This window comes from Streptomyces sp. NPDC002669 (genome assembly GCF_042889165.1).
Taxonomy (GTDB): Bacteria; Actinomycetota; Actinomycetes; order Streptomycetales; family Streptomycetaceae; genus Streptomyces.
In genome coordinates this window covers 16,958-40,350 of the sequence record NZ_JBIAQQ010000023.1, presented here as the reverse complement: position 1 = coordinate 40,350, position 23,393 = coordinate 16,958, and the positions used below count along the sequence as shown (strand labels likewise).

Here is a 23,393-nt window from a genome sequence, read left to right as displayed (position 1 = left end):
CCCCATCCAACCTCAGGACACCACCGGACGATCACTGCCCCATGACGTACTTCACGGTCGGCCCCGTGGTCCAGCCGCCGTCCACCGCCAGCTCGGCGCCGGTGACGTACGAGGCGGCGTCCGAGAGCAGGAAGACGACCGCCTCCGCGATCTCCGGGGCCTCGCCGACCCGGCCCATCGGGGTGTTCGGGTAGTTGCCGTCGCCCTGCTGGATGCCCACGGACGCGGTCATCGGCGTGTAGACCATGCCGGGGTGCACGGAGTTCACCCGGATCCGCTCCGTGCCGAGCTCCACCGCCCCGACCTTCGTCAGGCCGCGCACGCCCCACTTCGACGCGCCGTAGCTGGAGGTCAGGGCGAGGCCCATCAGGCCGGCGGCCGAGGAGATGTTGACGATCGAGCCGCCACCGTTCTCCTTCATCACCGGGATCACGGTCTTCATGCCGATGAAGACGGCCGTCAGGTTGATGTCGACGACCCTGCGGAAGTGCTCGACGGTCTCGGTCTCCAGCGGCTGGCCGGTGGACACCCCGGCGTTGTTGACCAGCCCGTCGATGCGCCCGAACTCGGCGACGGCGAACTCGGCGACGCGCTGCCAGTCCTCCTCGGAGGTCACGTCGTGGTGGACGAAGCGGGCCTTGTCGCCCAGCTCGGCGGCGGTGGCGGCGCCCTCCTCGTCGAGCACGTCGGTGATCACCACGTCGGCACCGCCCGCCACCGCGAGCCGGGCGGCCTCGGCGCCCAGGCCCCGGGCGCCGCCGGTGATGATGACGGTCTTGCCAGTGAGGTTGCTCTTGTCGCTCATGTCGCTTCCTTCATGTGGTGCAGATGCGGGTGGTACGTGGTGCGGTCCCGCCGGTGTTCACGTGCCGCCCGGCACGGGGGCGCGCAGGAACGCGGTGGTGGTCCCGACGAGGTCGGCGAGGAAGAACGCGTCGTCGGTCAGCGGCTCGATGCCGTCGAGCCGCTGGCGGGCGCGGTCGGCCAGCGCCGCGCCGATCAGGGCGAGCGCCAGGTCCAGGCGCTCCAGGCGCACGGGATCGGGCAGCCCGCCCAGCCGGTCCCCGAGGCGGCCGATCAGCCGCCCGTAGCCGGTGCCGTCCAGGACGGGGTGCGGCCGGCCGGTCCGCAGCCCGGTCTCGTGGGTGAGCCGGGACGAGATCCGCAGACAGCGCAGGCCCCGGTCGTCGGCGAGCAGGCTCGCCTCGGCCGTCACCAGCGCGGTGAGCAGTTCCGGTACGCCGCAGTCCTCGGCCAGGGCGTCGAGCAGGGGGGCCAGCACCCGCTCGGTACGGGCCTGGCGGCCCGCCATCACGGCGTCCAGCAGTCCGGCCCGGGAGCCGAAGTGGTACTGGACCGCGGAGGGGTTGCTCTGGCCCGCCAGCCGGACGATGTCCCGCAGCTGGGCACCGTCGGGACCCTGCGCGGCGAAGACCTCCTCGGCCGCGCGGATCAGTTTCTCCCTGGTCTCCTGCCCGGACGTTCGCGCCATGCGGGCATACTAATGCTGGCCATTATTAAAAACCAGTGCGGGCGTTCCCGGGGCCGGGCGGGCCCGCTCAGTGCGGCTGGAGGCTCTTCTCGCGGCGCCCGCCCACGGGCCCCTCGGGCATCGCCGGGTGCAGCCCGAGCAGCACGATCCCGACGACGATCGCGACGAGCCCGACCGCCTGCCAGACCAGCGCACCGGCGTCGGTGCGTAGCCGGTCGCCGAGGAAGCCGACCCCGCAGGCGATCCCGGCCAGCGGCTGGGAGGCGGTCAGCGGGGGCAGCGAGACCCGCAGCGGGCCCGTCTCGAACGCGCTCTGCACCAGGAGCAGTCCGGTGACGCCGAGCACCAGCACGGCGTACGGCTGCCACCCCGCCACCAGCGCTTCCCACCCGCCGTCGGACAGCAGCTGCCCGCTCACCCGGGTGAGGGCGTCCTGGAGTCCGTACAGCAGACCGGCCGCCACCGCGAGCAGGGCCGGGGCGACCCCCGGCGCGGAGCGCCGGGCGACCGCGGTGAGCAGCAGGGCCATGCCCACGACCACGCCGATCACCGACCAGTGCCGCAGCGCGCTGGACACCGCCTCGCCGCCCTGCGGCCGGCCCGCCAGCAGGAAGGCCGCGACCCCGCCGGCCAGCAGCCAGAGCCCGGCCCAGCCCTGCCGGCCGAGCCGCTGGCCGGTGCGGTGCCGGGACAGGGTCATCGCGAAGAGCAGATTGGTCGCGAGGAGCGGTTCGACGACGGACACCTCGCCCTTGCCCAGGGCGAGGGCGCCCAGCACCATGCCGCCGACCATCAGCCCGATCCCGGCCAGCCAGCTCGGCACCCGCATCAGGTCCAGCAGCAGCCGGGGGGAGAGGTAGTCGCTCCTCGGGGCGTGCGAGGCGGCGGCCTGCTGGAGGACGAAGCCGAATCCCAGACAGCAGGCGGCGCTCACGGCGAGGAGGAGGACCGGCACCGACACGCTTCTACCTCGAGTCAGGCCAGAAGTGGGTGGATTTGTACCGACGATAACGTCTGCGTGCCCAGGGCGCGGCCGGAGCACCGCCGACCGGGCGGTTGACGCCGCGGCAGCCGGGTGCCGAAGATCTGACGCACCAGTAACTTCCGGCTCCGGAACCGGACCACGGCCGCGACCGGATCGCCCCGACAGGATGGGACCGCCCATGGCGTACGACGCTGACGTGATCGTGATCGGGGCAGGACTCGCCGGTCTGGTGGCCACCGCCGAACTGGTCGAGGCGGGCCGCTCGGTGATCCTGCTCGACCAGGAGCCCGAGCAGTCGATCGGCGGCCAGGCGCACTGGTCCTTCGGCGGGCTCTTCCTCGTCGACTCGCCCGAGCAGCGCCGGATGCGGATCAAGGACAGCCACGAGCTGGCCCTCCAGGACTGGCTCGGCACGGCGGGCTTCGACCGCGAGGAGGACCACTGGCCGCGGAAGTGGGCCGAGGCGTACGTCGACTTCGCGGCCGGTGAGAAGCGCTCCTGGCTGCACGCCCAGGGGCTGCGGATCTTCCCCGTCGTCGGCTGGGCCGAGCGCGGCGGCTACGACGCGAACGGCCACGGCAACTCCGTGCCCCGCTTCCACATCACCTGGGGCACCGGCCCCGGCATCGTCGCCCCCTTCGAGCGCCGGGTGCGCGCGGGCGCCGCCAAGGGCCTCGTACGGTTCCGGTTCCGGCACCGGGTCACGGGGCTCGGCCGCACCGCGGGCAGCGTCGACACGGTGACCGGCGAGGTGCTGGAGCAGAGCGCGGCGGCCCGCGGCACCGCGAGCAGCCGCCGGGCGACCGGCACGTTCGAGCTGAGGGCCCAGGCGGTGATCGTCACCTCCGGCGGCATCGGCGGCAACCACGACCTGGTGCGCGAGCAGTGGCCCGCCCGGCTCGGCACCCCGCCCGCGAAGATGCTCTCCGGCGTCCCCGCCCACGTCGACGGCCTCATGCTCGGCATCGCCGAGAAGGCGGGCGCCCACCACATCAACCGCGACCGCATGTGGCACTACACCGAGGGCATCGAGAACTGGAACCCGATCTGGGCCAGGCACGGCATCCGGATCCTGCCCGGCCCCTCCTCGCTCTGGCTCGACGCCCGCGGCAAGCGGCTGCCGGTCCCGCTCTTCCCGGGCTTCGACACCCTCGGCACCCTCGAACACATCATGAAGTCGGGCCACGACCACACCTGGTTCGTCCTCGACCGGAAGATCATCGGCAAGGAGTTCGCGCTCTCCGGCTCCGAGCAGAACCCCGACCTGACCGGGAAGTCGATCCGCGGCGTGATCGGCCGGGCCCGCGCGGACGTACCGGCGCCGGTGAAGGCGTTCATGGACAACGGCGTGGACTTCGTCGTCGAGAAGGACCTCGCCGCCCTGGTCCGGGGCATGAACGCGCTCACCGGCGAACCGCTGATCGACGAGGCCGAACTGCGCCGCGAGATCACCGCCCGGGACCGGGAGATCACCAACCCGTTCACCAAGGACCTCCAGATCACCGCGATGCGCGGGGCCCGCGCCTACCTCGGCGACAAGCTGATCCGCACGGCGCCGCCGCACCGCATCCTGGACCCCGACGCCGGCCCGCTGATCGCCGTACGGCTGAACATCCTGACCCGCAAGTCGCTCGGCGGGCTGGAGACGGACCTGTCCTCCCGGGTCCTGACCGCGGACGGCACGCCCCTGCCGGGGGTGTACGCGGCGGGGGAGGCGGCCGGTTTCGGCGGCGGCGGGGTGCACGGCTACCGCTCGCTGGAGGGCACCTTCCTCGGTGGTTGCATCTTCTCCGGCCGGGCGGCGGGCCGGGCGGCGGCGCAGGCCGTCGTCTGAAGCGGCCCGCGGAGGGCCGGGGGCGGCCGGGCCTCTCCGCCCGGGGCCCGATCCACCCCGGACCCGATCCGTCCCGCCCTGGACCCGGGCCGGACGACCGGACGCGGCGGGCCCCTCCGTCCGGACACGGCGGGCCCGGACTCCGTGGCTCCGGCGCCTGCCGCCTACCGTTCCTTCGCCTCCACGACGGGGTCCAGCAGCTCGACGACGCGGAACCGTTCGGCGACGACCATGGTGTCGTCGTCGACGGTGAACTCCGGGTCGCCGAGCGCCTCGCGCATCTCGTCGCTGTGCCAGAACTTCTCGTGTCCCGCACGCCACTCGGCCACCGAGGTGTAGCCCTCGCCCTCGTCGATCGCGTGCTGGAGGTCGACGTCCCCCAGACGCAGCACCCGTACCTCCGACACCTCCAGCACCGCGATCTCCCGGCCGTCCGAGTCGATCAGCGCGGACCGCTCGCCCACCGGCGGCAGCTCCTCCCGCTCCGCCTCGTACTCCGCGAGCAGCCCGGTCGTCGAGACCTTCGCACCGGTGAGGACCGCTCCGACCAGCTGATCGCGCAGCGGTCCGGGGAAGGCGAGCAGGAAGGGCTTGAGGGGTTCACGGTTCGACATGGCGCCAAGTCTGGCACGCGCCCCCCGGGCCCGGCGGCGGGGCGGGATCCGGCCCCGGACGCCAACCCGGTGCGCGAGGCCCGCAGTTGGCGCGAGAAGTGGGGCCGGTGCGGGCCGCGGCCCGACACGACGACGGCGCCCGCCGGCCCCGGGGGCACGCCGAGGCGTGCGCACCGGGCCGACGGGCGCCGTCGGGGACGGTCCCCGGGAAAACCCCGGTGGGAGGAGGACCGTGCGGGAGACCGCCGTCGCTAGAGGATCAGCGACAGCAGCAGGACGAAGACGAGCGAGACCACGGAGATGATGGTCTCCATGAACGACCAGGTCTTCACCGTCTGGCCGACGCTCATGCCGAAGTACTCCTTCACCAGCCAGAAACCGGCGTCGTTGACGTGGCTGAAGAAGAGGGAACCGGCGCCGACGGCGAGGACCAGCAGGGCGGCGTGGGACGTGGACATGTCGGCGGCCAGCGGGGCGACCAGACCGGCCGCCGAGATGGTGGCCACGGTCGCCGAACCGGTCGCGAGCCGGATCGCCACGGCGATCAGCCAGCCCAGCAGCAGCGCCGGGATCGACCAGTTCTCGGAGAAGTCCAGGATCATCCGGCCCACACCGGCGTCGATGAGGGTCTGCTTGAAACCGCCGCCCGCGCCCACGATCAGCAGCACGCCCGCGATCGGGGCCAGGGACTTCTCGACGGTGGCGGAGAGCCGGCCCTTGGAGAAACCGGCCGCCCGGCCCAGCGTGAACATGCCGACCACGACGGCCGCGAGCAGTGCGATCAGCGGCGAGCCGATCACATCGGTGACCCGCTGGACGCCCTGCTCCGGGTCGTCCACGACGATGTCGACCAGGGCCTTGACCAGCATCAGTACGACGGGCAGCAGAATCGTCGCCAGGGTGGCGCCGAAGCCGGGGCGGCGCTTCAGGTCCTCCGAGGGGCGCTGCGGGATCATCTTCTCCGGCGCCTCGATGTCCACCCAGCGCGCCGCGTAGCGGGAGAAGAGCGGCCCCGCGATGATCACGGTCGGTATCGCGACCAGCACGCCCAGCGCCAGCGTGACGCCGAGGTTGGCGTCCAGGGCGTCGATCGCCACCAGCGGGCCGGGGTGCGGCGGGATCAGCCCGTGCATCACGGAGAGACCGGCCAGCGCCGGGATGCCGATCCGCATCAGGGAGTAGTTGCCGCGCTTGGCGACGAGCAGCACCACCGGGATCAGCAGCACGATCCCGACCTCGAAGAACAGCGGCAGGCCGATGATCGAGGCGATCAGCACCATCGCCCACGGCATGGCCCGCCCGCTCGCCCGGGCGAGGATGGTGTCGACGATCTGGTCCGCGCCCCCGGAGTCGGCCAGCAGCTTGCCCAGGATCGCGCCGAGCGCGATCAGCACGCCGACGCCCGCGACGGTCGAGCCCAGACCGGCGGTGAAACTGGCGATCGTCTCCGCCGGGGCCGCCCCGGCGAACGAACCGAGCGCCAGCGAGCCGATGGTCAGCGCGAGGAACGCGTGCACCTTGAACTTGGTGATGAGCAGGACGATGACGGCGATGCCCGCCAGGACTGCGATGCCCAACTGAGCGTTGCCTGCCGAGGTGATCGGTTCGGCGGCGTCCGCTGCCAGCATCTCGACGCTGAGACTGGTCACGGTGGTGGTCCTTAGTCGTCGAGCCGGCGCAACGCGGCGACGGCTCGCTGGGTGATTTCTTCAGGGGTGCCGGACACGTCGACCGGGACCCCGGCCTCGTCCTCCTGCAGTGGCTGCAGGGTGGCGAACTGCGAGTCGAGCAGTGCGGTGGGCATGAAGTGGTCCCTGCGCTCCGCCATGCGCTTCTCGATCAGGGACCGGTCGCCGGTCAGATGGAGGAAGACCGCGTCCGGGGCCCCCTCCCGCAGCCGGTCCCGGTAGACCCGCTTGAGGGCCGAGCTGCTCACCACTCCGCCGAGCCCGGCCCGGTCGTGCGCCCATCGGCCGATCGCGTCGAGCCAGGGCCACCGGTCCTCGTCCTCCAGCGGGACGCCGGCCGACATCTTGGCGATGTTCGCCGCGGGATGGAAGTCGTCGCCCTCGGCGTACGGAACGCCCAGTTCGGCGGCGAGCAGGGGGCCGATCGTGGTCTTGCCGGTCCCTGCCACGCCCATCACCACGATGACGTGGGGGGTGCTCATTGGTGGTGCCTCGCAGTCTTCGTCGATGTCTTCCTCGACATCGGTCCGTCGCGCTACTGAAACCCAAACGTACGACTTATTCAAGATGCTGTGACATAAACGTCGTACTTTTTGTTCCCGGAAGGTGCCCCTTAGGCTGGTGCCCATGACCACACAGGGCCCCGGGCTGCATACACACGTGCTGGACACCCTGGGTCTGGAGATCGCCGCGGGGGTGCACGGGCCGGGACAGGTGCTGCGCACCGACGAGCTCGCCCGGCGCTTCGACGTCTCGCGCACCGTCGTGCGCGAGGTGGTCCGGGTGCTGGAGTCCATGCACCTGGTCGAGTCCCGGCGCCGGGTCGGCGTGACCGTGCGGCCCACCGAGACGTGGAACGTGTACGACCCGCAGGTCATCCGGTGGCGGCTGGCCGGCAGCGACCGTCCGCGTCAGCTGCGCTCCCTGACCGTGCTGCGCTCGGCCGTCGAACCGGTCGCGGCCGGCCTCGCCGCCCGCCACGCCACCCCGGAGCAGTGCGCGGCCCTCACCGAGTGCGCGCTCGGCATGGTCGCCACCTCGCGCGGCCAGCAGCTGGAGGGCTACCTGGAGCACGACATCGCGTTCCACCGGATCGTGCTCAACGCCTCCGGCAACGAGATGTTCGCGCGCCTCGGTGACGTCGTCGCCGAGGTCCTGGCGGGCCGCACCCACCACCGGGTGATGTTCGAGGACCCCGACCCGGCGGCCGTCACCCTCCACGTCCGGGTCGCCGAGGCGGTGCGCGAGGGCGACGCCGCCGGGGCGGAGCGGCTGACGAGGGAGATCGCGGTGGGCGCCCTGCACGAACTGGACGTCCTCGCGCCCTGACCCCCGCGACGGGATCCCCGAACGCGCGGCGGCCCCCGCGGAACGATCCCGCGGGGGCCGCCGACAGTCCGGCCGGCCGGTCAGCCGCCGTGCCCCCGGTGGCCGCCGTGCCCGGCGCCGTGGTCGAACTTCATCGCCTCGGACGGCATCACGACGAACGGCCGCATCATGCCCATGTCCTCGTGCTCCAGCAGATGGCAGTGGTACATGAACCGCCCGTACGCCCCGTCGAACTTCCCGATCACCTTCACCAGTTGACCCGCCGGCACCCGGAAGACGTCCTTCCAGCCCTGCTCGTTCGGCGCCACCGGGATCGTGGTGCCGTGGTCGAACGCCACGGGGGAGCGGGTCCCGCCGACGGCCGGGTCGAAGCCGTCGACCTCGTAGGCCTCCCGGCCCATCACCTGGAAGTCCGCCAGGTGGATGTGCATCGGGTGCGTCGGACCGCCCAGGTTGAGGAACGACCACTGCTCGAACGAGCCCTCGCCGACCGTGAAGCCGAGCCCGTCGTTGAAGGTCCGCGAGATCCTGCGGTACGTGCGCACCGCGCCGTCCTCGCCCCGGACCTGGATGACGCCGTCCGAGGGCCCCCGCACATCGGCGCCGTCCTCGACCTCGGCCATCTCCCAGATCTCCGGGTGACCGCCGCCGCCGACCGTGCCGGGCACCGTCAGCACCACGAGCCGGTGCCCGTGCTCCACCCGGCCGTGCTCGTACCGCCGGAAGGAACCCGACAGCACCTCGGGCAGCTCGAAACCGTCCCGCTGCCCGGTCTCCCGCACCCGGAACTCCATCACCTGCGGGAACGGCACGTTCGCCGCCGGGTCCGGCACCCCCGGCCCGAGCCCGCCGCGGTTGACCAGCCGCACCCGGCGCCCGGCCAGCGCCGAGAAGTCGATCAGCAGGTCCATCCGCTCGGCGGGGGAGACCGTCAGCCCCGGCAGCACCTCGTCGAAGTCGACCGGCACCGGGCGCGGCAGCAGCCCGCCGTCGCTGCCGATCTGCCGGATCGCACCCGGCACCGGGTTGTTCCCCTCGTCGACCAGCACCAGGTCGTAGGTCCGCGCGTTGGACGCGTTGACCAGCCGGAAGCGGTACCAGGCGTCGTCCACGTCCAGATGCGGCCAGATGCGCCCGTTGACCGTCGTGTACGGACCGAGGAACGGCAGCGACACCGGCTTGCCGGTCTCCGGATCGGCCTCGGTGATCACCGTCGTCTTGTGCAGCAGCCGCCCGTTGAGCCGGCCGTCCGGGTCGGTGTCCAGGTTGCGGTCGGCGAGGATCAGCGGCAGCTCCCGGTCGCCGGACGGCAGTCCGAGCGCGTCCTCCTCGTCGTCCCGGACCAGATAGGTGCCGACGAGCCCGGCGTACACGTTCCACCGGGTGATGTTCATGGCGTGGTCGTGGTACCACCACTGGGCGGCCTGGTGGTCGTTCGGGTACTCCGACAGCTGCGCGTCGCCGAAGCCGACCGCGTTGTCCGCCCAGCCGTCGTTGCCGCCCCCGGTCTGCGCGCCGTGCAGATGCGTCACCGTCCAGGCGGGCAGCGCGGCCACGTCCGGGTCCGGCTCGACGCCGTCGCGCCCGGGGCGGTTGTGCGGCGCGGGTTCGCCCGGCTTCACCGGGCCGACCGCCACCGCCGTGACCGGGTACTCGCTGCCCCGGGGAATGCGGTTGGTCCAGGCGATCCGGACCCGCTGCCCGCGCCGCACCTCGATGGTCGGCCCCGGCACCGTGCCGCCGTACCCCCACATCAGGGTCGGCGGCAGCTGGGCGTGCAGCCGCACCCAGGTGGGCGACAGCGCGATCTCGGTCTCGCGGAGCACGTCACCGCTCGGCGGGCGGAGCACCGGCGGCACGGGCAGCGCGTCGACGTACGGCACGAGTCCGCCGACCGGCGCCACGGGCGCGACCGCCCCGGAAACCGGAACCGGCTCCTCGGTCCGCAGGCCCGCCGAATTCATGGTCTCAGTGATCTCGATCAAGGTGCTTCCCCCCATGATCCTTCGTTCCACTGCTGATGGGCCGCGAGACCCCTGCCCCCGCAGGTATCGGTCCGGCGGCCCCTGCGCATCGAAGGACGAATCGGAAAGCGCCGGAGTTCACTGATATGCGGCATCTGACCGAAAGAGGCATATCCCGCCAGGGGTACGGCAGTTGTTTCCCGCCAATGCGGCGCGCCGCCGTGACACCCGCGCGGGGCGTACGGTTGGTCGCGTTGGATCTTCGCGAAATGACGGAAACAGGAGACCGCGGTATGTCGCAGCAGGTGCAAGGGGTCATCGCACCGGGGAAGAACGAGCCGGTACGGGTCGAGACGATCGTGATCCCGGACCCGGGCCCCGGTGAGGCCGTGGTGAAGATCCAGGCGTGCGGCGTCTGCCACACCGATCTGCACTACAAGCAGGGCGGGATCAACGACGACTTCCCGTTCCTGCTCGGCCACGAGGCGTCCGGAGTGGTGGAGTCCGTCGGCGAGGGCGTCACGGACGTCGCGCCCGGCGACTTCGTCGTCCTCAACTGGCGTGCCGTGTGCGGCCAGTGCCGGGCGTGCCTGCGCGGCCGCCCCTGGTACTGCTTCGACACCCACAACGCGAAGCAGAAGATGACGCTGCTCGACGGCACGGAGCTGTCGCCGGCGCTCGGCATCGGAGCGTTCGCCGAGAAGACCCTGGTCGCCGCCGGGCAGTGCACCAAGGTCGACCCGGAGGTCTCCCCGGCCGTCGCCGGGCTGCTCGGCTGCGGCGTGATGGCGGGCATCGGCGCCGCCATCAACACCGGCCAGGTCGGCCGCGGCGACTCGGTCGCCGTGATCGGCTGCGGCGGCGTCGGCGACGCGGCGATCGCGGGCGCCCGGCTGGCCGGCGCGGCGAAGATCATCGCCGTCGACATCGACGACCGCAAGCTGGAGACGGCGAAGACGATGGGCGCCACGCACACCGTCAACTCCCGCGCCACCGACCCGGTCGAGGCGATCCGCGCCCTGACCGACGGCAACGGCGCGGACGTGGTCATCGAGGCGGTCGGCCGTCCGGAGACGTACAAGCAGGCCTTCTACGCCCGCGACCTCGCGGGCACCGTCGTCCTGGTCGGCGTCCCCACCCCGGAGATGCAGCTGGAACTCCCGCTGCTCGACGTCTTCGGCCGCGGCGGCTCGCTCAAGTCCTCCTGGTACGGCGACTGCCTGCCCTCGCGCGACTTCCCGATGCTCGTCGACCTGCACCAGCAGGGCCGGATCGACCTCGCCGCGTTCGTCACCGAGACCATCGGGCTCGGCGACGTCGAGCAGGCGTTCGCCCGGATGCACGACGGCGACGTGCTGCGCTCGGTGGTGATCCTCTGATGGCCGCCCGCATCGACCACCTCGTCACCTCCGGCACCTTCGCCCTCGACGGCGGGGAGTGGGACGTCGACAACAACGTCTGGATCGTCGGCGACGACACCGAGGCGATCGTCATCGACGCCGCCCACGACGCCGACGCCATCGAGGCCGCGCTGAACGGCCGTACGCTGCGCGCCATCGTCTGCACGCACGCGCACAACGACCACATCGACGCCGCCCCCGCCCTCGCCGCCGCCACCGGCGCACCGGTCCTGCTGCACCCCGACGACCTGCCGCTGTGGAAGCAGACCCACCCGGACCGCGCCCCGGACGGCGAGCTGGCCGACGGTCAGGAACTGGAGATCGCCGGAACCACCCTGCGGGTGCTGCACACCCCGGGACACGCCCCCGGCGCCGTCTGCCTGTACGCCCCCGGCCTGGGCACCGTCTTCACGGGCGACACCTTGTTCCAGGGCGGCCCCGGCGCCACCGGCCGGTCCTTCTCCCACTTCCCGACCATCGTCGAGTCGATCCGGGACCGGCTGCTCACCCTGCCGCCGGAGACCACCGTCCGCACCGGGCACGGCGACTCCACGAGCATCGGCACCGAGGCCCCGCACCTCGACGAGTGGATCGCCCGCGGCCACTGAGGGCCCGCCGGGCGGCCGCCGGACCGGCGGCCACCCGGCGGACTCCGGGGCCCGGGCCGCTCACCGGTCCGGCCACGCGGCCAGCCGCAGCCCGCTCTCGAAGCGGCGCGCCTCGCCCGTGACCGGATCGGTGAACTCCAGGACCCGGGCGAGGAGCTGCAACGGACGCGACCAGTCGTCCGGGGCGCGCTCCGGCTCGACCACCGGATAGACCGGATCGTGCGCGATCGGCAGCCCCAGGCCGTTCATGTGGACCCGCAGCTGATGGGTCCGCCCGGTGGCGGGCAGCAGCCGGTAGCGGCCGAGCCCCTCCCGGTGCTCCAGCAGCTCGATCCGGCTCTCGCTGTTCGGCTCGCCCGGCTCCTCGCGGGCGGCGATGACCCCGCGCTCCTTCACGATCCGGCTGCGCACCGTGCACGGCAGGACCGTCCGGGGATCGTACGGCGCCACCGCCTCGTACTCCTTGCGCACCAGCCGGTCCCGGAACATCGTCTGGTACGCGCCCCGCTCCCCGGGCCGCACGACGAACAGCACCAGGCCCGCGGTCAGCCGGTCCAGCCGGTGCGCCGGCTGGAGCGCGGGCAGGTCCAGCTCCCGGCGCAGCCGGGCCACCGCGGTCTCGGTGACGTGCCGGCCGCGCGGGGTGGTCGCCAGGAAGTGCGGCTTGTCCGCGACGACGAGATGCGCGTCCCGGTGCACCACGCCGACCGGGAACGGCACCGGCTCCTCCGGCGCGAAGTCCCGGTGGAACCAGAGGTACCGGCCCGCCGCGTACGGCTCGTCGGCGGACACCGGGCCCCCGGTGGAGACGAACCGCCCCCCGGCGAACATGGCGTCCACCCGGGCCGCCCCGATCGCGTCCCCGAACCGGGCCAGCAGATGGTCGCGGACCGTCGGCCACGCCCCGTCCGGGTCCTCCGGGAGGCGCAGCCGCACCGGATCGATCCCGTCCCGCTGCGCCAGCGGCGCCGCCGGGGCCTTCCCGCGGCCCCTCACGGGGTCCCGCCCACCGGTACGACGGTGCTCATGGTCCCGGCTCCTCGCTCGTCTCCCGGGCGTCCCCGAAGGGGCATCGCCCGCCCGTCCGCGGCTCCCCGCACCACGGCGGAGGCACAACGCGAAGTGCCGGTCAGGATCTCTCCTGACCGGCACTCGCCGTTGTGTCCGAGGGGGGACTTGAACCCCCACACCCGATAAAGGGTACTAGCACCTCAAGCTAGCGCGTCTGCCATTCCGCCACCCGGACAGGGTGTCCGTCTCGCGGGCCGCTGCCCGTTCCGACGTGGAAAACAATAGCAAACATTCGGAGGTGCTCGATCACGCCCGGGATGGTGTGAAGGGCGTATGGCGAGGGGCGGGTGCTCTTGGGTGCGTGAGCCCGGCGCGGGAGGATGAGGAGGGACACCACGGCGACAGTGGAAGGAAGCAGCGTGAGCGAGAGCAGCACGACCCGGACGGTCTCCGGCGAGGACGAGGTCGTGGACCTCTGTCGTGAGCTGATCCGGATCGACACCAGCAACTACGGGGACCACTCGGGGCCGGGGGAGCGGCGCGCGGCCGAGTACGTGGCGGAGCAGCTCGCCGAGGTCGGACTGGAGCCGAAGATCTTCGAGTCCCACAAGGGCCGGGCCTCGACCGTGGCGCGGATCGAGGGCGAGGACCCGTCCAGGCCCGCGCTGCTGATCCACGGCCACACCGACGTGGTCCCGGCCAACGCGCACGACTGGACGCACCATCCGTTCTCGGGCGAGATCGCGGACGGCTGCGTGTGGGGCCGCGGCGCGGTCGACATGAAGGACATGGACGCGATGACCCTCGCGGTCGTCCGCGACCGGATGCGCAGTGGCCGCAAGCCCCCGCGGGACATCGTCCTCGCCTTCCTCGCGGACGAGGAGGCGGGCGGCACGTACGGCGCGCGGTACCTGGTCGACAAGCACCCCGGCCTCTTCGAGGGGGTCAACGAGGCGATCGGCGAGGTCGGCGGCTTCTCCTTCACGGTCAACGAGAACCTGCGGCTCTACCTCGTCGAGACCGCCCAGAAGGGCATGCACTGGATGCGGCTCACCGTGGACGGCACCGCCGGTCACGGCTCGATGACCAACGACGACAACGCGATCACCGAGCTCTGCGAGGCGGTCGGGCGGCTCGGGCGGCACGAGTGGCCGGTCCGGGTGACCAAGACGGTGCGCTCCTTCCTCGACGAGCTGTCCGACGCGCTCGGCGTCCCGCTCGACCCGGAGGACATGGAGGCCACGCTCGCCAAGCTGGGCGGCATCGCCAAGATGGTCGGCGCCACGCTCCGCAACTCCGCCGCCCCCACCATGCTCGGCGCCGGCTACAAGGTGAACGTGATCCCCGGCCAGGCCACCGCCCACGTCGACGGCCGGTTCCTGCCCGGCTTCGAGGAGGAGTTCCTGGCCGACCTGGACCGGATCCTCGGCCCGCGCGTGAAGCGCGAGGACGTGCACGGCGACAAGGCGCTGGAGACCAACTTCGACGGCGCGCTCGTCGACGCCATGCAGGTCGCCCTGAAGGCGGAGGACCCGATCGCGCGCGCCGTGCCGTACATGCTCTCCGGCGGCACCGACGCGAAGTCCTTCGACGACCTCGGCATCCGCTGCTTCGGCTTCGCCCCGCTGAAGCTGCCGCCGGAGCTCGACTTCGCGGGCATGTTCCACGGAGTGGACGAGCGGGTTCCGGTGGACGGGCTGAAGTTCGGCGTGCGGGTGCTCGACCGTTTCATCGACAACTGCTGAGTCCCCGCCGGTTTTTCCCCGACTTTCCGCCCGCTTCCCGCATCGGTAATCGGCAGCGTGTACGCATTTGACCGGAACGAGTGAAAGGAACCATACGCTCGTAGCCCGATTACCTCTTCCTCGTTACACGTGATGCGGTCCGCGGCTGGGACCGCATTGCCAACTAGGAGGAATCATGATCAAGAAGGTCGTCGCTGCTGCGGCTGTCACTGGCGGTCTGGTGCTCGCGGGTGCGGGCATGGCCGTCGCGGACTCCGGCGCCCAGGGTGCCGCGGTCGGCAGCCCCGGCGTGATCTCGGGCAACACCATCCAGGTGCCGATCCACATCCCGCTGAACGTGTGCGGCAACACGATCAACGTGATCGGGCTGCTGAACCCCGCCTTCGGCAACACCTGCGTCAACGCCTGACGTTGTGCGTCAACCCTTGAGGGTTTGAAACCGGTCGGCCCCGGAGTGCGCGCCATGCACTCCGGGGCCACTGGTACTCCGCCCCCGCACGGTCGAGTCCGGGGGTTTTCCGGAAGGTCAGAAGGCAGGAAACACCTATGCGACAGGTCACGCGCAAAGGCCTGATCACCATGGCGGCCGCAGGCGGCGCACTCGCGCTGAGCGGCGGTTACGCGCACGCCGACGCGGGAGCGTCCGGCGGCGCAACGAATTCCCCGGGGGTGCTTTCAGGGAATTCGGTACAGATCCCGGTGCACGTGCCGGTCAACGTGTGCGGCAACTCCGTGGACGTCGTGGCGCTGCTCAACCCGGCGTTCGGAAACACCTGCGGGAACGAAGCGCAGGACGGCTCCCCGGGCAAGCACGCCTCCGGCAGCCAGGTCTCCGGCGACCTCACCGACGCGAGCCGGCCGGGCACGGGCAAGCACCGGGCCCCGCTCGGCGGCGGGGCCACGGCCCAGGGCGTCACGCAGGGCTCGCCGGGTGTGCTGTCCGGCAACAACATCGCAGTGCCCATCGACATCCCCGTGAACGTCTGCGGGAACAGCATCACCGTCGGCGGCCTGCTCAACCCCACCTTCGGCAACGACTGCGAGAACGGCACGGACGTCGTCACGCCGCCGCCGGTCGAACCCCCGGTCACCGAACCCAAGCCTCCGACCCCGGAGAAGCCGACCGTGCCGAACAAGCCCGAACCGCAGCACGTCGAACAGCTCGCGCACACCGGTGCGGGCGGGCTCGACCTGCTGGTCCCGGCGAGCGCGGGACTGCTGCTCGCGGGCGCGGGCACCGTGCTCTACCGCCGCGCCCGGATGTCCGCATAACGGACCGGAGCGGTGACACGAACACGATGAGAACGAACGGGCCCCGCCACCGCGGGGCCCGTTCCGTCTCACCAGGTGGCGCGAAGCTGGCGGATGATCCGTCGGCGCAGCCGCACCCTGCGGCTGCCGTCGCGACGCAGCGTCAGCCGGTCCAACTCCCAGTGACCGTATTCGGCGTGGTCGGTCAGCAGGCGGGCCGTCTCCTTGCGGGAGACCCCGCGCGGTACGTACACATCGACAAATTCGTATTCCGGCATCGCATCTATTGTGCGGGCAGAGCCCGTGTACGGATAGCGTCTGCACCATGTCTGATGCTGCGCAGCCCACCGCTGCCGAGGTACGCGCCGCCGCCGAGGCGGTCAAAGCCGCGCTCGACCACCATCTCGCGGCGGTCGAACGCCGTACCGGGGACGACGACACGGCCGTCTACGACGCGTTCAACGCACTGGCCGCTGCCGCCGAGTCCTACGACGAGTTGCTCTACGACCGCTACGACGAAGTCACCCCCTTCGAGATCCCGGGGGCGCAGGACGCGCTTCCGCCGTACGCCGGACCCGAGGAACCGAACGCGCTCAGCGTGCTGATCCGGCGCGACTACGCGGTGGTGGAACCGCCGAGGCTGCTCGCACAGGCCCAGCGGATCGCCGACCTCGACAGGGAGGGCCGGGGCGAGTACGGCGCGGTCGTCGGCTCCAGCGTCCACGCGGCGCTCGGCGTGCTCTTCGGGGAGTACGAACCGGACGAGATCGCCTCCAGGCACACGGAGTTCGGGCTGGAGGAGGGCGACTCCACGCTGTGGGTCACGGCTGCCGAGGAACTGCCCGAGGCGGGGGAGTGGCTCGGCGCGCCGTTCGACGAGGCGGACCCGCAGCTGGTGGTCTGCCGCTTCGACGTCAGCGCCGTCTTCGACGAGGACGAACCGGAGGAGGAACCCCGCATGGCCGTGGACGGTTCCTGACCGGCCGGGCGGGCCCCCGGGCCCGCCCGACGCCCGGGTCACCGGGCGGCCGCCTCCAGCAGGTCGCGCAGCCGCGTCGTGCGGTCCTGGGCCGGGGCCTGGGCGACCGCGCGCGGGAGCGCCTGGTCCACCCCGTGGACGACGGACAGATGGCGCTCGCCGCGCCCGAAGGCGGTGTACACCCAGGCCCGGCTGAGCCCCTGCGCCGCGTCGCCCGGCAGCACGACGACCACCGCGGGCCACCGCGTCCCGGCCGCCTGGTGGGCACTGAGGGCCCAGCCGTGGCGCACCGCGGACTCCACCCGCTCCCGCGGCACGACGACCTCCGTGCCCCCGCAGTCCAGGCGCAGACCCTCGGCATCCGCCGAGACGACCACCGCGGGCACGGTCCTGCCGGGGGCCGGGACGTGGACGACGCGGTCGCCCGGGTCGAAGCCGCCGAACCGTCCCGGACCGGGATTGAGGCGCTGCTTCAGCGCGGCGTTCAGCGCCCGGGTGCCCGCCGACCCGCCGTGGCCGACGGTGATCACCTGGGTGTCGGACGACGGTACGCCGATGGCGCGCGGCACCGAGTCGGCCACCAGCTGCACGGTGCGGTGCACCGCCTCGCCCGCGTCGCGCACGGGGACGATCACCACCTCCCTGCCCGGCGCCTCGACCTGGTTCAGCTCGCCGATGCCGATGCCGGAGACCAGCTCGCCGATCGGTCCGGGGTCGGGGGTGCGGGAGGCGATCTGCGGGCAGGCGCGGGCCGCGAGCACATCCGCGAACACCCGCCCCGCACCGGCCGATCCCAGCACTCCGGGGTCGCCGCTGAGCACCAGACGGGTGCCGTCGGCCAGGGACTCGACCAGCATCGCGGCGGTCTCGACGTCCAGTTGCGGGGCGTCGAGCACGACGAGCAGGTCGACGGCGAGCGCGCCCTCCTCGTCCCGCCCGGGGCCCTCCGCACCGGAGAGCAGCCCGGCGAGCGTGACGGCCGTCGCCGGGTCGCCGGTCGCGCCGGCCAGCCGGTGCCTGCCGTCGGCGCTGTGCGCGGCGCCCAGGGCGCGCAGCCCCAGGCCGCGGGCCGCGGTGATCAGGGCGGCGGGTTCGGCCCGGGCGGCCTCGCCGCCGGTGTGGGCCACGAGACCGTGGGCCGCGACCGTGCGGATCAGCTCGGACGCCGAGGAGGAGCCCGCGGCCGAGGCCGCCTCCGTCCAGTCGGCGTCCTTCTCACAGGCGTTGACCAGCCGGGCGAGACCGTCGGCGAGGCTCTCCTCGGCGAGTGCGTACCGGTCGAGGCCGAGCAGCACCCGTACCGGCTCCGGCTCCGGCGCGTCGCCGTCGGCCCGCGCACCGGGCTCCTCGGCGGTCTCGGGCTCCGGGTCCTCGGGCCCGTCCCGGAAGGCCAGGACGACGCCCTCGGCCACGGCGCGCTCCAGGGCCGCCCCGGGGTCGGTCACCGCGTGTTCGGCGAGCGCGGCCCGTACGGTGGCGGCGTCCTGCGCCGTATGGCCCCGCAGCGCGGCCCGCTCCAGCAGCAGACCGATCAGGGCGGCGGTCCGCCGCCCGTCGTCCGGGCCGCATCCGGCACCGAGCAGGGCCCGGGCGAATCCGTCCGCCTGCTCGGGGCGGACCCCCGGCACGGCCAGCAGGCGCCACGGGTCCTCGCGCAGCGCCTCGGCCGCCTGCGCGCCCAGCACCTCGGCCACCGGGCCCGCCAGCGCCGCCGGGGCCCCGCCCTCGGTCAGCACGGCGGCGGTCGCGGCCAGCGCCTCGGGCGGGGCGCTGCGGGGCGCCGGTGCCGGTTCGGGCGTGCGCGGGCGCACCGGTTCGGGCGCGGGCGCGGGCCGGTCGGGGGCGGCGGGCGCGGGCCGGTCGAGGAACGGGGCGGCGGGCTTCTCACCGCTCTCCACGGCCCGTACGGCGGCCAGCAGATCGGCCGCCGTGCCGCTCAGCTTCGCACCGGCGGAGATGGGGCCCTTCTTCTCGGCCTTGCGCTTCTCGATCCGCTCCCGGAACTCGCGCTGGGCGGCGAGCTCGGCCTCGGCCTCGGAGAGCGCGGTCGCGGCGTCGTCCCCGGTGGTGGCCTCGGTCGCGGCCTCGTCCCCGTCCCCGGTGGTGTCGGTCGTGGTCTCGCCCTCGTCGCCGGTGGTACCGGTCGCGGACCGGTCCCCGTCCACGGCGGGGGAGGGGGCCACGACGCCGTCGTCGGCGGCCGGGGAACCGGGGGTCTCCCCCCGGGGAAGCGCAGTCACAGCGTGCTCCAGTCCTGGTCGGGATAGCGGTGCACGGGCGCCGACACGTCGTCGAGCGCCTGGCAGATCTCGTCAGGAAGACTAAGCGCCTCCACTGACAACGCCTCCCTGAGCTGCTGCGCGTTGCGCGCGCCGACGACCGGGGCCACCACGCCGGGCCGGTCGCGCACCCAGGCGAGCGCCACCTGGAGCGGCGTCGTGGCCAGACCGTCCGCGGCCGTGGTCACCGCGTCCACGATGTGGCTCGCCGCCGTGTCCAGATACGGCTCGACGAACGGGGCCAGCAGCTCCGAGGCGCCGCGGGAGTCCGACGGGGTGCCCGTCCGGTACTTCCCGGTCAGCACCCCGCGGCCCAGCGGCGAGGACGGCAGCAGCCCGATGCCGAGATCGAGGGCGGCGGGCAGCACCTCGCGCTCCACGCCCCGTTGCAGCAGCGAGTACTCCATCTGTGTGCTTGCCAGCCGGGTGCGCGCCCCGGGCGCGGCGAGCTGCCAGGTGGCCGCCTTCGCCAGCTGCCAGCCGCAGAAGTTCGACACCCCCGCGTACCGGGCGCGCCCCGTGGAGACCGCCAGGTCCACCGCCTGGAGGGTCTCCTCCAGCGGGGTCCCCGGGTCGAAGGCGTGCAGCTGCCAGAGATCCACGTGATCGGTGCCCAGCCGTTCCAGGGAGGCGTCCAGCGCGGCCAGCAGATGCCCGCGCGACCCGTCGAACCTGCGGTCCGGGTCGGCCACGCTGCCCGCCTTCGTCGCGATGACCAGGTCCTCCCGCGGCACCAGGCCCACGACGAGCCGCCCGAGCAGGTACTCGGCCTCCCCGCCGCCGTAGACATCGGCCGTGTCGACCAGCGTGCCGCCCACTTCCCAGAAGGCCTTGAGCTGTTCGGCGGCGTCGTGCTCGTCGGTGTCCCGGCCCCAGGTGAGGGTGCCGAGCCCGATCCGGGACACTCGAAGGCCGGTCCGGCCGAGATGCCTCTGCTCCATGGGCGCTGAGATTACTGGCCAGAGCCCCACTCGGTGGAAGCCTGTGGACGGCCGTGCCCCGAAGCCGCCCCTGACGGAACCCGGAACCGCGCGCTAGAGTCCGGGGTCCAGGGACGTTACTGATCGGTAAGGGAGCGGTTATGCGGCTCGGCATCAATCTCGGTTACTGGGGCGCGGGAATGGACGGCGACAATCTGGCCGTCGCCCAGGAGGCCGACCGGCTCGGGTACGACGTCTGCTGGGCGGCCGAGGCGTACGGCTCCGACGCCCCGACCGTGCTCTCCTGGGTCGCGGCCCGGACCGAGTCCATCGACGTCGGCTCCGCGATCATGCAGATCCCGGCCCGTCAGCCCGCCATGACGGCGATGACCGCCGCCACCCTCGACTCGCTCTCCGGCGGCCGGTTCCGGCTCGGCCTCGGCGTGTCGGGGCCGCAGGTCTCCGAGGGCTGGTACGGCGTCAAGTTCGACAAGCCGCTGGCCCGCACCCGCGAGTACGTCGAGATCGTCCGCAGGGCGATGTCCCGCGAGCGGCTCTCGTACCAGGGGCAGCACTGGACGCTGCCGCTGCCGGACGGCCCGGGCAAGCCCATCAAGCTGACCGTCCACCCGCAGCGCGAGCACATCCCGCTCTACATCGCGGCGATCGGCCCGAAGAACCTGGAGCAGACCGGTGAGATCGCCGACGGCGCGCTGCTGATCTTCCCCTCAGCGGAACACCTGGAGGACACCGCCCTGAAGTACCTGCGCGCGGGCCGCGAGAAGGCCGGTCTGACCATGGACGGCTTCGACGTGTGCCCCACCCTGCCGCTCGCCGTCGGCGACGACGTCAACGGCCTCGCCGACATGTTCCGCCCGTACACGGCCCTGTACGTGGGCGGCATGGGAAGCCGCAAGCAGAACTTCTACAACCAGCTCGCGCAGCGCATGGGCTACGAGAAGGAAGCCGCCGAGATCCAGGACAAGTACCTGTCCGGCGACAAGAACGGCGCCGCGGCCGCCGTGCCGCACCAGCTGATCGACCAGACCGCGCTGCTCGGCCCGATCGAGCGGATCGCCGAGCGGATGCAGGCGTACGCGGAGGCGGGCGTCACGACCCTGACCCTGGCTCCGGCCGGCTTCACGCTCGACGAGCGGATCACGGCCCTGCGGGCCGGCACGGACGCGCTGGAGCGCGCCGGACTCGCGTGACACACCGCCCCCTTCGGGGGCAGGCCGTGGCGGGGGCTCGGGGCCTCCCCGCCACGGCCGTCGTGCGTATCAACGCGCCAGGGGGCGGACGGTTACGCGGTACGGCGTGCGCGCCGCCGCCGCGCGCCGGGCGACCGCCGGGCCGCCGCCCCGTCCGGCGTAGCCGGGACCCGCCTCCTGTTGCCCGGGCGGGCGTGCCGCATTTGACTGTCGCTCGGTGGATGCCGGTACGGAGGTGGCAGTGATGCTCTCGGCGAAGAGCCTGTTCCAGGAGATCCTCGACGACGACGAGGCATTCCGGCTGTTCTGTTCCATCGCGGCCGGCGGGGAGTCCCAGGGTGGCTGGGAGAACGGCCGCATCGCGGTCCTGGTGCCCGAGAGCCAGCGGGCCCTGGCCCCCAAGATCGCCCGGCACGGCGCCGACGAGGACAAGCACGGCAGGATCTTCGGCGCGCTGCTGAGGAAGCGCGGTCTGCGGCCGGTGGAGGTGCCGCGCGAGACCGACTACACGATGCTGCTGGAGCGGCAGGGCATCGGCCTCGGCCACGAGCGGCTGCGGCTGGACGAACCGCTCCTGGAGGGCGACATCATCACCTACCTCGCCCACAGCCGGGTCACCGAGCAGCGCGCCTCCGAACAGATGCGGCTGCTGCGCAAGCACTTCGCGGACCACCCCGACCTCGGCCGCGCGGTGAAGATGATCTCCAACGACGAGGACGACCACCTCGCGTACTGCCACGAGGAACTGCTCCGCCTCGCCCGCGCCGGGCACGGCCGCACGATCCAGCGCACCCTGCGCGAGTGCGCGCTCGCCGAGATCCGGGTGTACCGCGACGTCAGCCTCGCCGTGATGGCGCACATGGGCCGCATCCTGGGCTGGTCCCGGGCCAGGGCGGCGGTGCTGGCCGCGGGCATCCACGGCGTCCACGCGTACGAACGGCTCGTGGGCTGGCGGCGCATGGTGAGCCTGGAACAGCCCGAACGGCGCGACGCCCTGGGCGGCCCCGCCACGCAGATGCCGGAGTTCGCCTGACCCGGTCGGGGCACCGGGCTCCCGGCCGCCGGACCGCTTCCGGCCGTCAGAGCCAGCCGCGCCGCTTGAACAGCCGGTACAGGGCGAGGACCGCGGAGACCATCAGCACGATCACCGCCGGATACGCCCACACCTGGCGGAGTTCCGGCATGTGCTCGAAGTTCATGCCGTAGATCCCCGCCACCATGGTCGGCACGGCGGCCATCGCCGCCCAGGCCGAGATCTTGCGCATGTCGTCGTTCTGCCGCACCCCCACCTGGGCCAGATGGGCCGAGAGGATGTCGGAGAGCAGCCGGTCCAGCCCCTCCACGTACTCGTTCGCGCGCGTCAGGTGGTCGTTCACGTCCCGGAAGAACGGCTGCGAGTGCTCGTGGACGAACGGCACCTCCGCGCTCGCCAGCCGGGCCATGGGGGCGCCGAGCGGCCCGGCGGCCCGGCGGAACTCCAGGATCTGCCGCTTGAAGGTGTAGATGCGCGACGCGGTGTTCTTGTCGCCGCCCCCGCCGGCCGGGGCGAACACCTTCGTCTCCAGCTCCTCCAGGTCCACCTGGAGCTCGCCCGCCACCTCGATGTAGTGGTCGACGACCGCGTCGCTGACCGCGTACAGCACCGCGGTCGGCCCGTGCTTGAGCACCTCCGGCTCGGCCTCCAGCCGACGCCGTACCGCGGCGAGCGGCGAGCCCTCCCCGTGCCGGACCGTCACGACGAACGAGTCGCCTATGAAGGCCATCAGCTCGCCGGTGGTGACCGTGTCCTCCCGATGGTCGTACACCACCGGTTTGATGACCGCGAAGAGCGAGTCGTCGTACACCTCCAGCTTGGGACGCTGGTGCGCGCTCAGGGCGTCCTCCACCGCCAGCGGGTGCAACCCGAACTCGCTGCTGACGAGGTCGAACTCCTTCTCCGTGGGTTCGTGCAGCCCGATCCAGAGGAACGCGTCCCCGTCGGCCCGCGCCTGGGCGAGGGCGTCGGAGAGGTCGGCGGGGCCGTCCGTACGGCGCCCGTCCCGGTAGATGGCACAGTCCACGATCACGGCGGGCATTCTTCCCT

Annotated in this window: 22 protein-coding genes and 1 tRNA gene; 10 read left to right on the top strand and 13 right to left on the bottom strand. The window is 72.6% G+C overall.

What is annotated here, in order from left to right; all coding sequences use genetic code 11:
• Positions 1 to 31: 31 nt before the first annotated feature.
• The 3 genes from ACFYW1_RS28610 to ACFYW1_RS28600 all read right to left on the bottom strand — a co-directional run bounded on the left by ACFYW1_RS28610 (position 32) and on the right by ACFYW1_RS28600 (position 2,453).
• Complete coding sequence (locus ACFYW1_RS28610) at positions 32 to 805, bottom strand: SDR family oxidoreductase (RefSeq protein WP_388999266.1); 774 nt, start codon at positions 803 to 805, stop codon at positions 32 to 34.
• Between the two features lie 57 nt (positions 806 to 862).
• Positions 863 to 1,492 carry a TetR/AcrR family transcriptional regulator gene (locus ACFYW1_RS28605; protein ID WP_388999263.1) on the bottom strand — a complete coding sequence of 210 codons (630 nt, stop codon included), beginning with the start codon at positions 1,490 to 1,492 and terminating at the stop codon, positions 863 to 865.
• Between the two features lie 67 nt (positions 1,493 to 1,559).
• Entirely contained in the window at positions 1,560 to 2,453 is an 894-nt protein-coding gene (locus ACFYW1_RS28600) for a DMT family transporter (protein ID WP_388999260.1), read from the bottom strand.
• A 202-nt stretch (positions 2,454 to 2,655) separates the two neighbouring features.
• Between ACFYW1_RS28600 and ACFYW1_RS28595 the strand changes: the two genes are divergently transcribed.
• On the top strand, positions 2,656 to 4,311 hold the full coding sequence (locus ACFYW1_RS28595) for an FAD-binding dehydrogenase (RefSeq protein ID WP_388999257.1): 1,656 nt from the start codon (positions 2,656 to 2,658) through the stop codon (positions 4,309 to 4,311).
• Positions 4,312 to 4,475: 164 nt separating this feature from the next.
• Here ACFYW1_RS28595 and ACFYW1_RS28590 read toward each other — a convergent pair whose 3' ends face one another.
• From ACFYW1_RS28590 to ACFYW1_RS28580, 3 genes are all read right to left on the bottom strand, one after another.
• On the bottom strand, positions 4,476 to 4,925 hold the full coding sequence (locus tag ACFYW1_RS28590) for an ASCH domain-containing protein (RefSeq protein ID WP_388999254.1): 450 nt from the start codon (positions 4,923 to 4,925) through the stop codon (positions 4,476 to 4,478).
• Between the two features lie 251 nt (positions 4,926 to 5,176).
• Positions 5,177 to 6,574: a gluconate:H+ symporter gene (locus ACFYW1_RS28585; protein WP_388999251.1), complete on the bottom strand. Its 1,398-nt coding sequence runs from the start codon at positions 6,572 to 6,574 to the stop codon at positions 5,177 to 5,179.
• Positions 6,575 to 6,585: 11 nt separating this feature from the next.
• The gene (locus tag ACFYW1_RS28580; protein WP_388999248.1) at positions 6,586 to 7,095 is read right to left on the bottom strand and encodes a gluconokinase; all 510 of its coding nucleotides are present in this window, start codon (positions 7,093 to 7,095) and stop codon (positions 6,586 to 6,588) included.
• 145 nt (positions 7,096 to 7,240) lie between these two features.
• Here ACFYW1_RS28580 and ACFYW1_RS28575 point away from each other — a divergent pair, with 145 nt between their 5' ends.
• Positions 7,241 to 7,942 (top strand): FadR/GntR family transcriptional regulator, encoded by a 702-nt coding sequence (locus ACFYW1_RS28575; protein ID WP_388999245.1) that lies wholly within the window; start codon positions 7,241 to 7,243, stop codon positions 7,940 to 7,942.
• Between the two features lie 80 nt (positions 7,943 to 8,022).
• On the opposite strand, the gene phsA is transcribed toward ACFYW1_RS28575, so the two are convergent.
• Complete coding sequence (phsA, locus tag ACFYW1_RS28570) at positions 8,023 to 9,906, bottom strand: O-aminophenol oxidase PhsA (RefSeq protein ID WP_388999562.1); 1,884 nt, start codon at positions 9,904 to 9,906, stop codon at positions 8,023 to 8,025.
• Positions 9,907 to 10,199: 293 nt separating this feature from the next.
• On the opposite strand from phsA, the gene ACFYW1_RS28565 reads away from it, so the two are divergent.
• Both ACFYW1_RS28565 and ACFYW1_RS28560 read left to right on the top strand, forming a co-directional pair.
• Positions 10,200 to 11,285 carry an S-(hydroxymethyl)mycothiol dehydrogenase gene (locus ACFYW1_RS28565; protein WP_388999242.1) on the top strand — a complete coding sequence of 362 codons (1,086 nt, stop codon included), beginning with the start codon at positions 10,200 to 10,202 and terminating at the stop codon, positions 11,283 to 11,285.
• Positions 11,285 to 11,914 (top strand): MBL fold metallo-hydrolase, encoded by a 630-nt coding sequence (locus tag ACFYW1_RS28560; RefSeq protein ID WP_388999239.1) that lies wholly within the window; start codon positions 11,285 to 11,287, stop codon positions 11,912 to 11,914. The genes ACFYW1_RS28565 and ACFYW1_RS28560 overlap by 1 nt, the downstream gene beginning before the upstream one ends.
• A gap of 60 nt (positions 11,915 to 11,974) precedes the next feature.
• On the opposite strand, the gene ACFYW1_RS28555 is transcribed toward ACFYW1_RS28560, so the two are convergent.
• Positions 11,975 to 12,910, bottom strand: coding sequence for a pseudouridine synthase (locus ACFYW1_RS28555; protein WP_388999236.1), 936 nt, complete (start codon positions 12,908 to 12,910; stop codon positions 11,975 to 11,977).
• 165 nt (positions 12,911 to 13,075) lie between these two features.
• A tRNA-Leu gene (locus ACFYW1_RS28550) sits at positions 13,076 to 13,160 on the bottom strand.
• Between the two features lie 184 nt (positions 13,161 to 13,344).
• Here ACFYW1_RS28550 and ACFYW1_RS28545 point away from each other — a divergent pair.
• The 3 genes from ACFYW1_RS28545 to ACFYW1_RS28535 all read left to right on the top strand — a co-directional run bounded on the left by ACFYW1_RS28545 (position 13,345) and on the right by ACFYW1_RS28535 (position 15,942).
• Positions 13,345 to 14,670 (top strand): M20/M25/M40 family metallo-hydrolase, encoded by a 1,326-nt coding sequence (locus tag ACFYW1_RS28545; RefSeq protein WP_388999233.1) that lies wholly within the window; start codon positions 13,345 to 13,347, stop codon positions 14,668 to 14,670.
• A gap of 175 nt (positions 14,671 to 14,845) precedes the next feature.
• Positions 14,846 to 15,079 carry a chaplin gene (locus tag ACFYW1_RS28540; protein ID WP_356932826.1) on the top strand — a complete coding sequence of 78 codons (234 nt, stop codon included), beginning with the start codon at positions 14,846 to 14,848 and terminating at the stop codon, positions 15,077 to 15,079.
• A gap of 137 nt (positions 15,080 to 15,216) precedes the next feature.
• The gene (locus ACFYW1_RS28535; protein WP_388999230.1) at positions 15,217 to 15,942 is read left to right on the top strand and encodes a chaplin; all 726 of its coding nucleotides are present in this window, start codon (positions 15,217 to 15,219) and stop codon (positions 15,940 to 15,942) included.
• A gap of 68 nt (positions 15,943 to 16,010) precedes the next feature.
• Here the strand turns inward: ACFYW1_RS28535 and ACFYW1_RS28530 are convergent, their stop codons facing one another.
• Entirely contained in the window at positions 16,011 to 16,199 is a 189-nt protein-coding gene (locus tag ACFYW1_RS28530) for a DUF5703 family protein (protein WP_030918345.1), read from the bottom strand.
• A 47-nt stretch (positions 16,200 to 16,246) separates the two neighbouring features.
• On the opposite strand from ACFYW1_RS28530, the gene ACFYW1_RS28525 reads away from it, so the two are divergent.
• Positions 16,247 to 16,900, top strand: a complete 654-nt coding sequence (locus tag ACFYW1_RS28525; RefSeq protein ID WP_388999225.1) for a hypothetical protein — start codon at positions 16,247 to 16,249, stop codon at positions 16,898 to 16,900.
• A 38-nt stretch (positions 16,901 to 16,938) separates the two neighbouring features.
• Here ACFYW1_RS28525 and ACFYW1_RS28520 read toward each other — a convergent pair whose 3' ends face one another.
• Together ACFYW1_RS28520 and ACFYW1_RS28515 are read right to left on the bottom strand one after the other, a co-directional pair.
• Positions 16,939 to 19,140 (bottom strand): helix-hairpin-helix domain-containing protein, encoded by a 2,202-nt coding sequence (locus ACFYW1_RS28520; RefSeq protein ID WP_388999222.1) that lies wholly within the window; start codon positions 19,138 to 19,140, stop codon positions 16,939 to 16,941.
• Positions 19,137 to 20,120 carry an aldo/keto reductase gene (locus ACFYW1_RS28515; protein WP_388999219.1) on the bottom strand — a complete coding sequence of 328 codons (984 nt, stop codon included), beginning with the start codon at positions 20,118 to 20,120 and terminating at the stop codon, positions 19,137 to 19,139. The genes ACFYW1_RS28520 and ACFYW1_RS28515 overlap by 4 nt, the downstream gene beginning before the upstream one ends.
• A 140-nt stretch (positions 20,121 to 20,260) precedes the next feature.
• Between ACFYW1_RS28515 and ACFYW1_RS28510 the strand changes: the two genes are divergently transcribed.
• Together ACFYW1_RS28510 and ACFYW1_RS28505 are read left to right on the top strand one after the other, a co-directional pair.
• Entirely contained in the window at positions 20,261 to 21,310 is a 1,050-nt protein-coding gene (locus ACFYW1_RS28510) for an LLM class F420-dependent oxidoreductase (protein ID WP_388999216.1), read from the top strand.
• Positions 21,311 to 21,554: 244 nt separating this feature from the next.
• On the top strand, positions 21,555 to 22,343 hold the full coding sequence (locus tag ACFYW1_RS28505) for a ferritin-like domain-containing protein (protein WP_388999559.1): 789 nt from the start codon (positions 21,555 to 21,557) through the stop codon (positions 22,341 to 22,343).
• A 46-nt stretch (positions 22,344 to 22,389) separates the two neighbouring features.
• On the opposite strand, the gene corA is transcribed toward ACFYW1_RS28505, so the two are convergent.
• Positions 22,390 to 23,385, bottom strand: a complete 996-nt coding sequence (gene corA / locus ACFYW1_RS28500) for a magnesium/cobalt transporter CorA (RefSeq protein WP_388999213.1) — start codon at positions 23,383 to 23,385, stop codon at positions 22,390 to 22,392.
• Positions 23,386 to 23,393 lie beyond the last annotated feature (8 nt).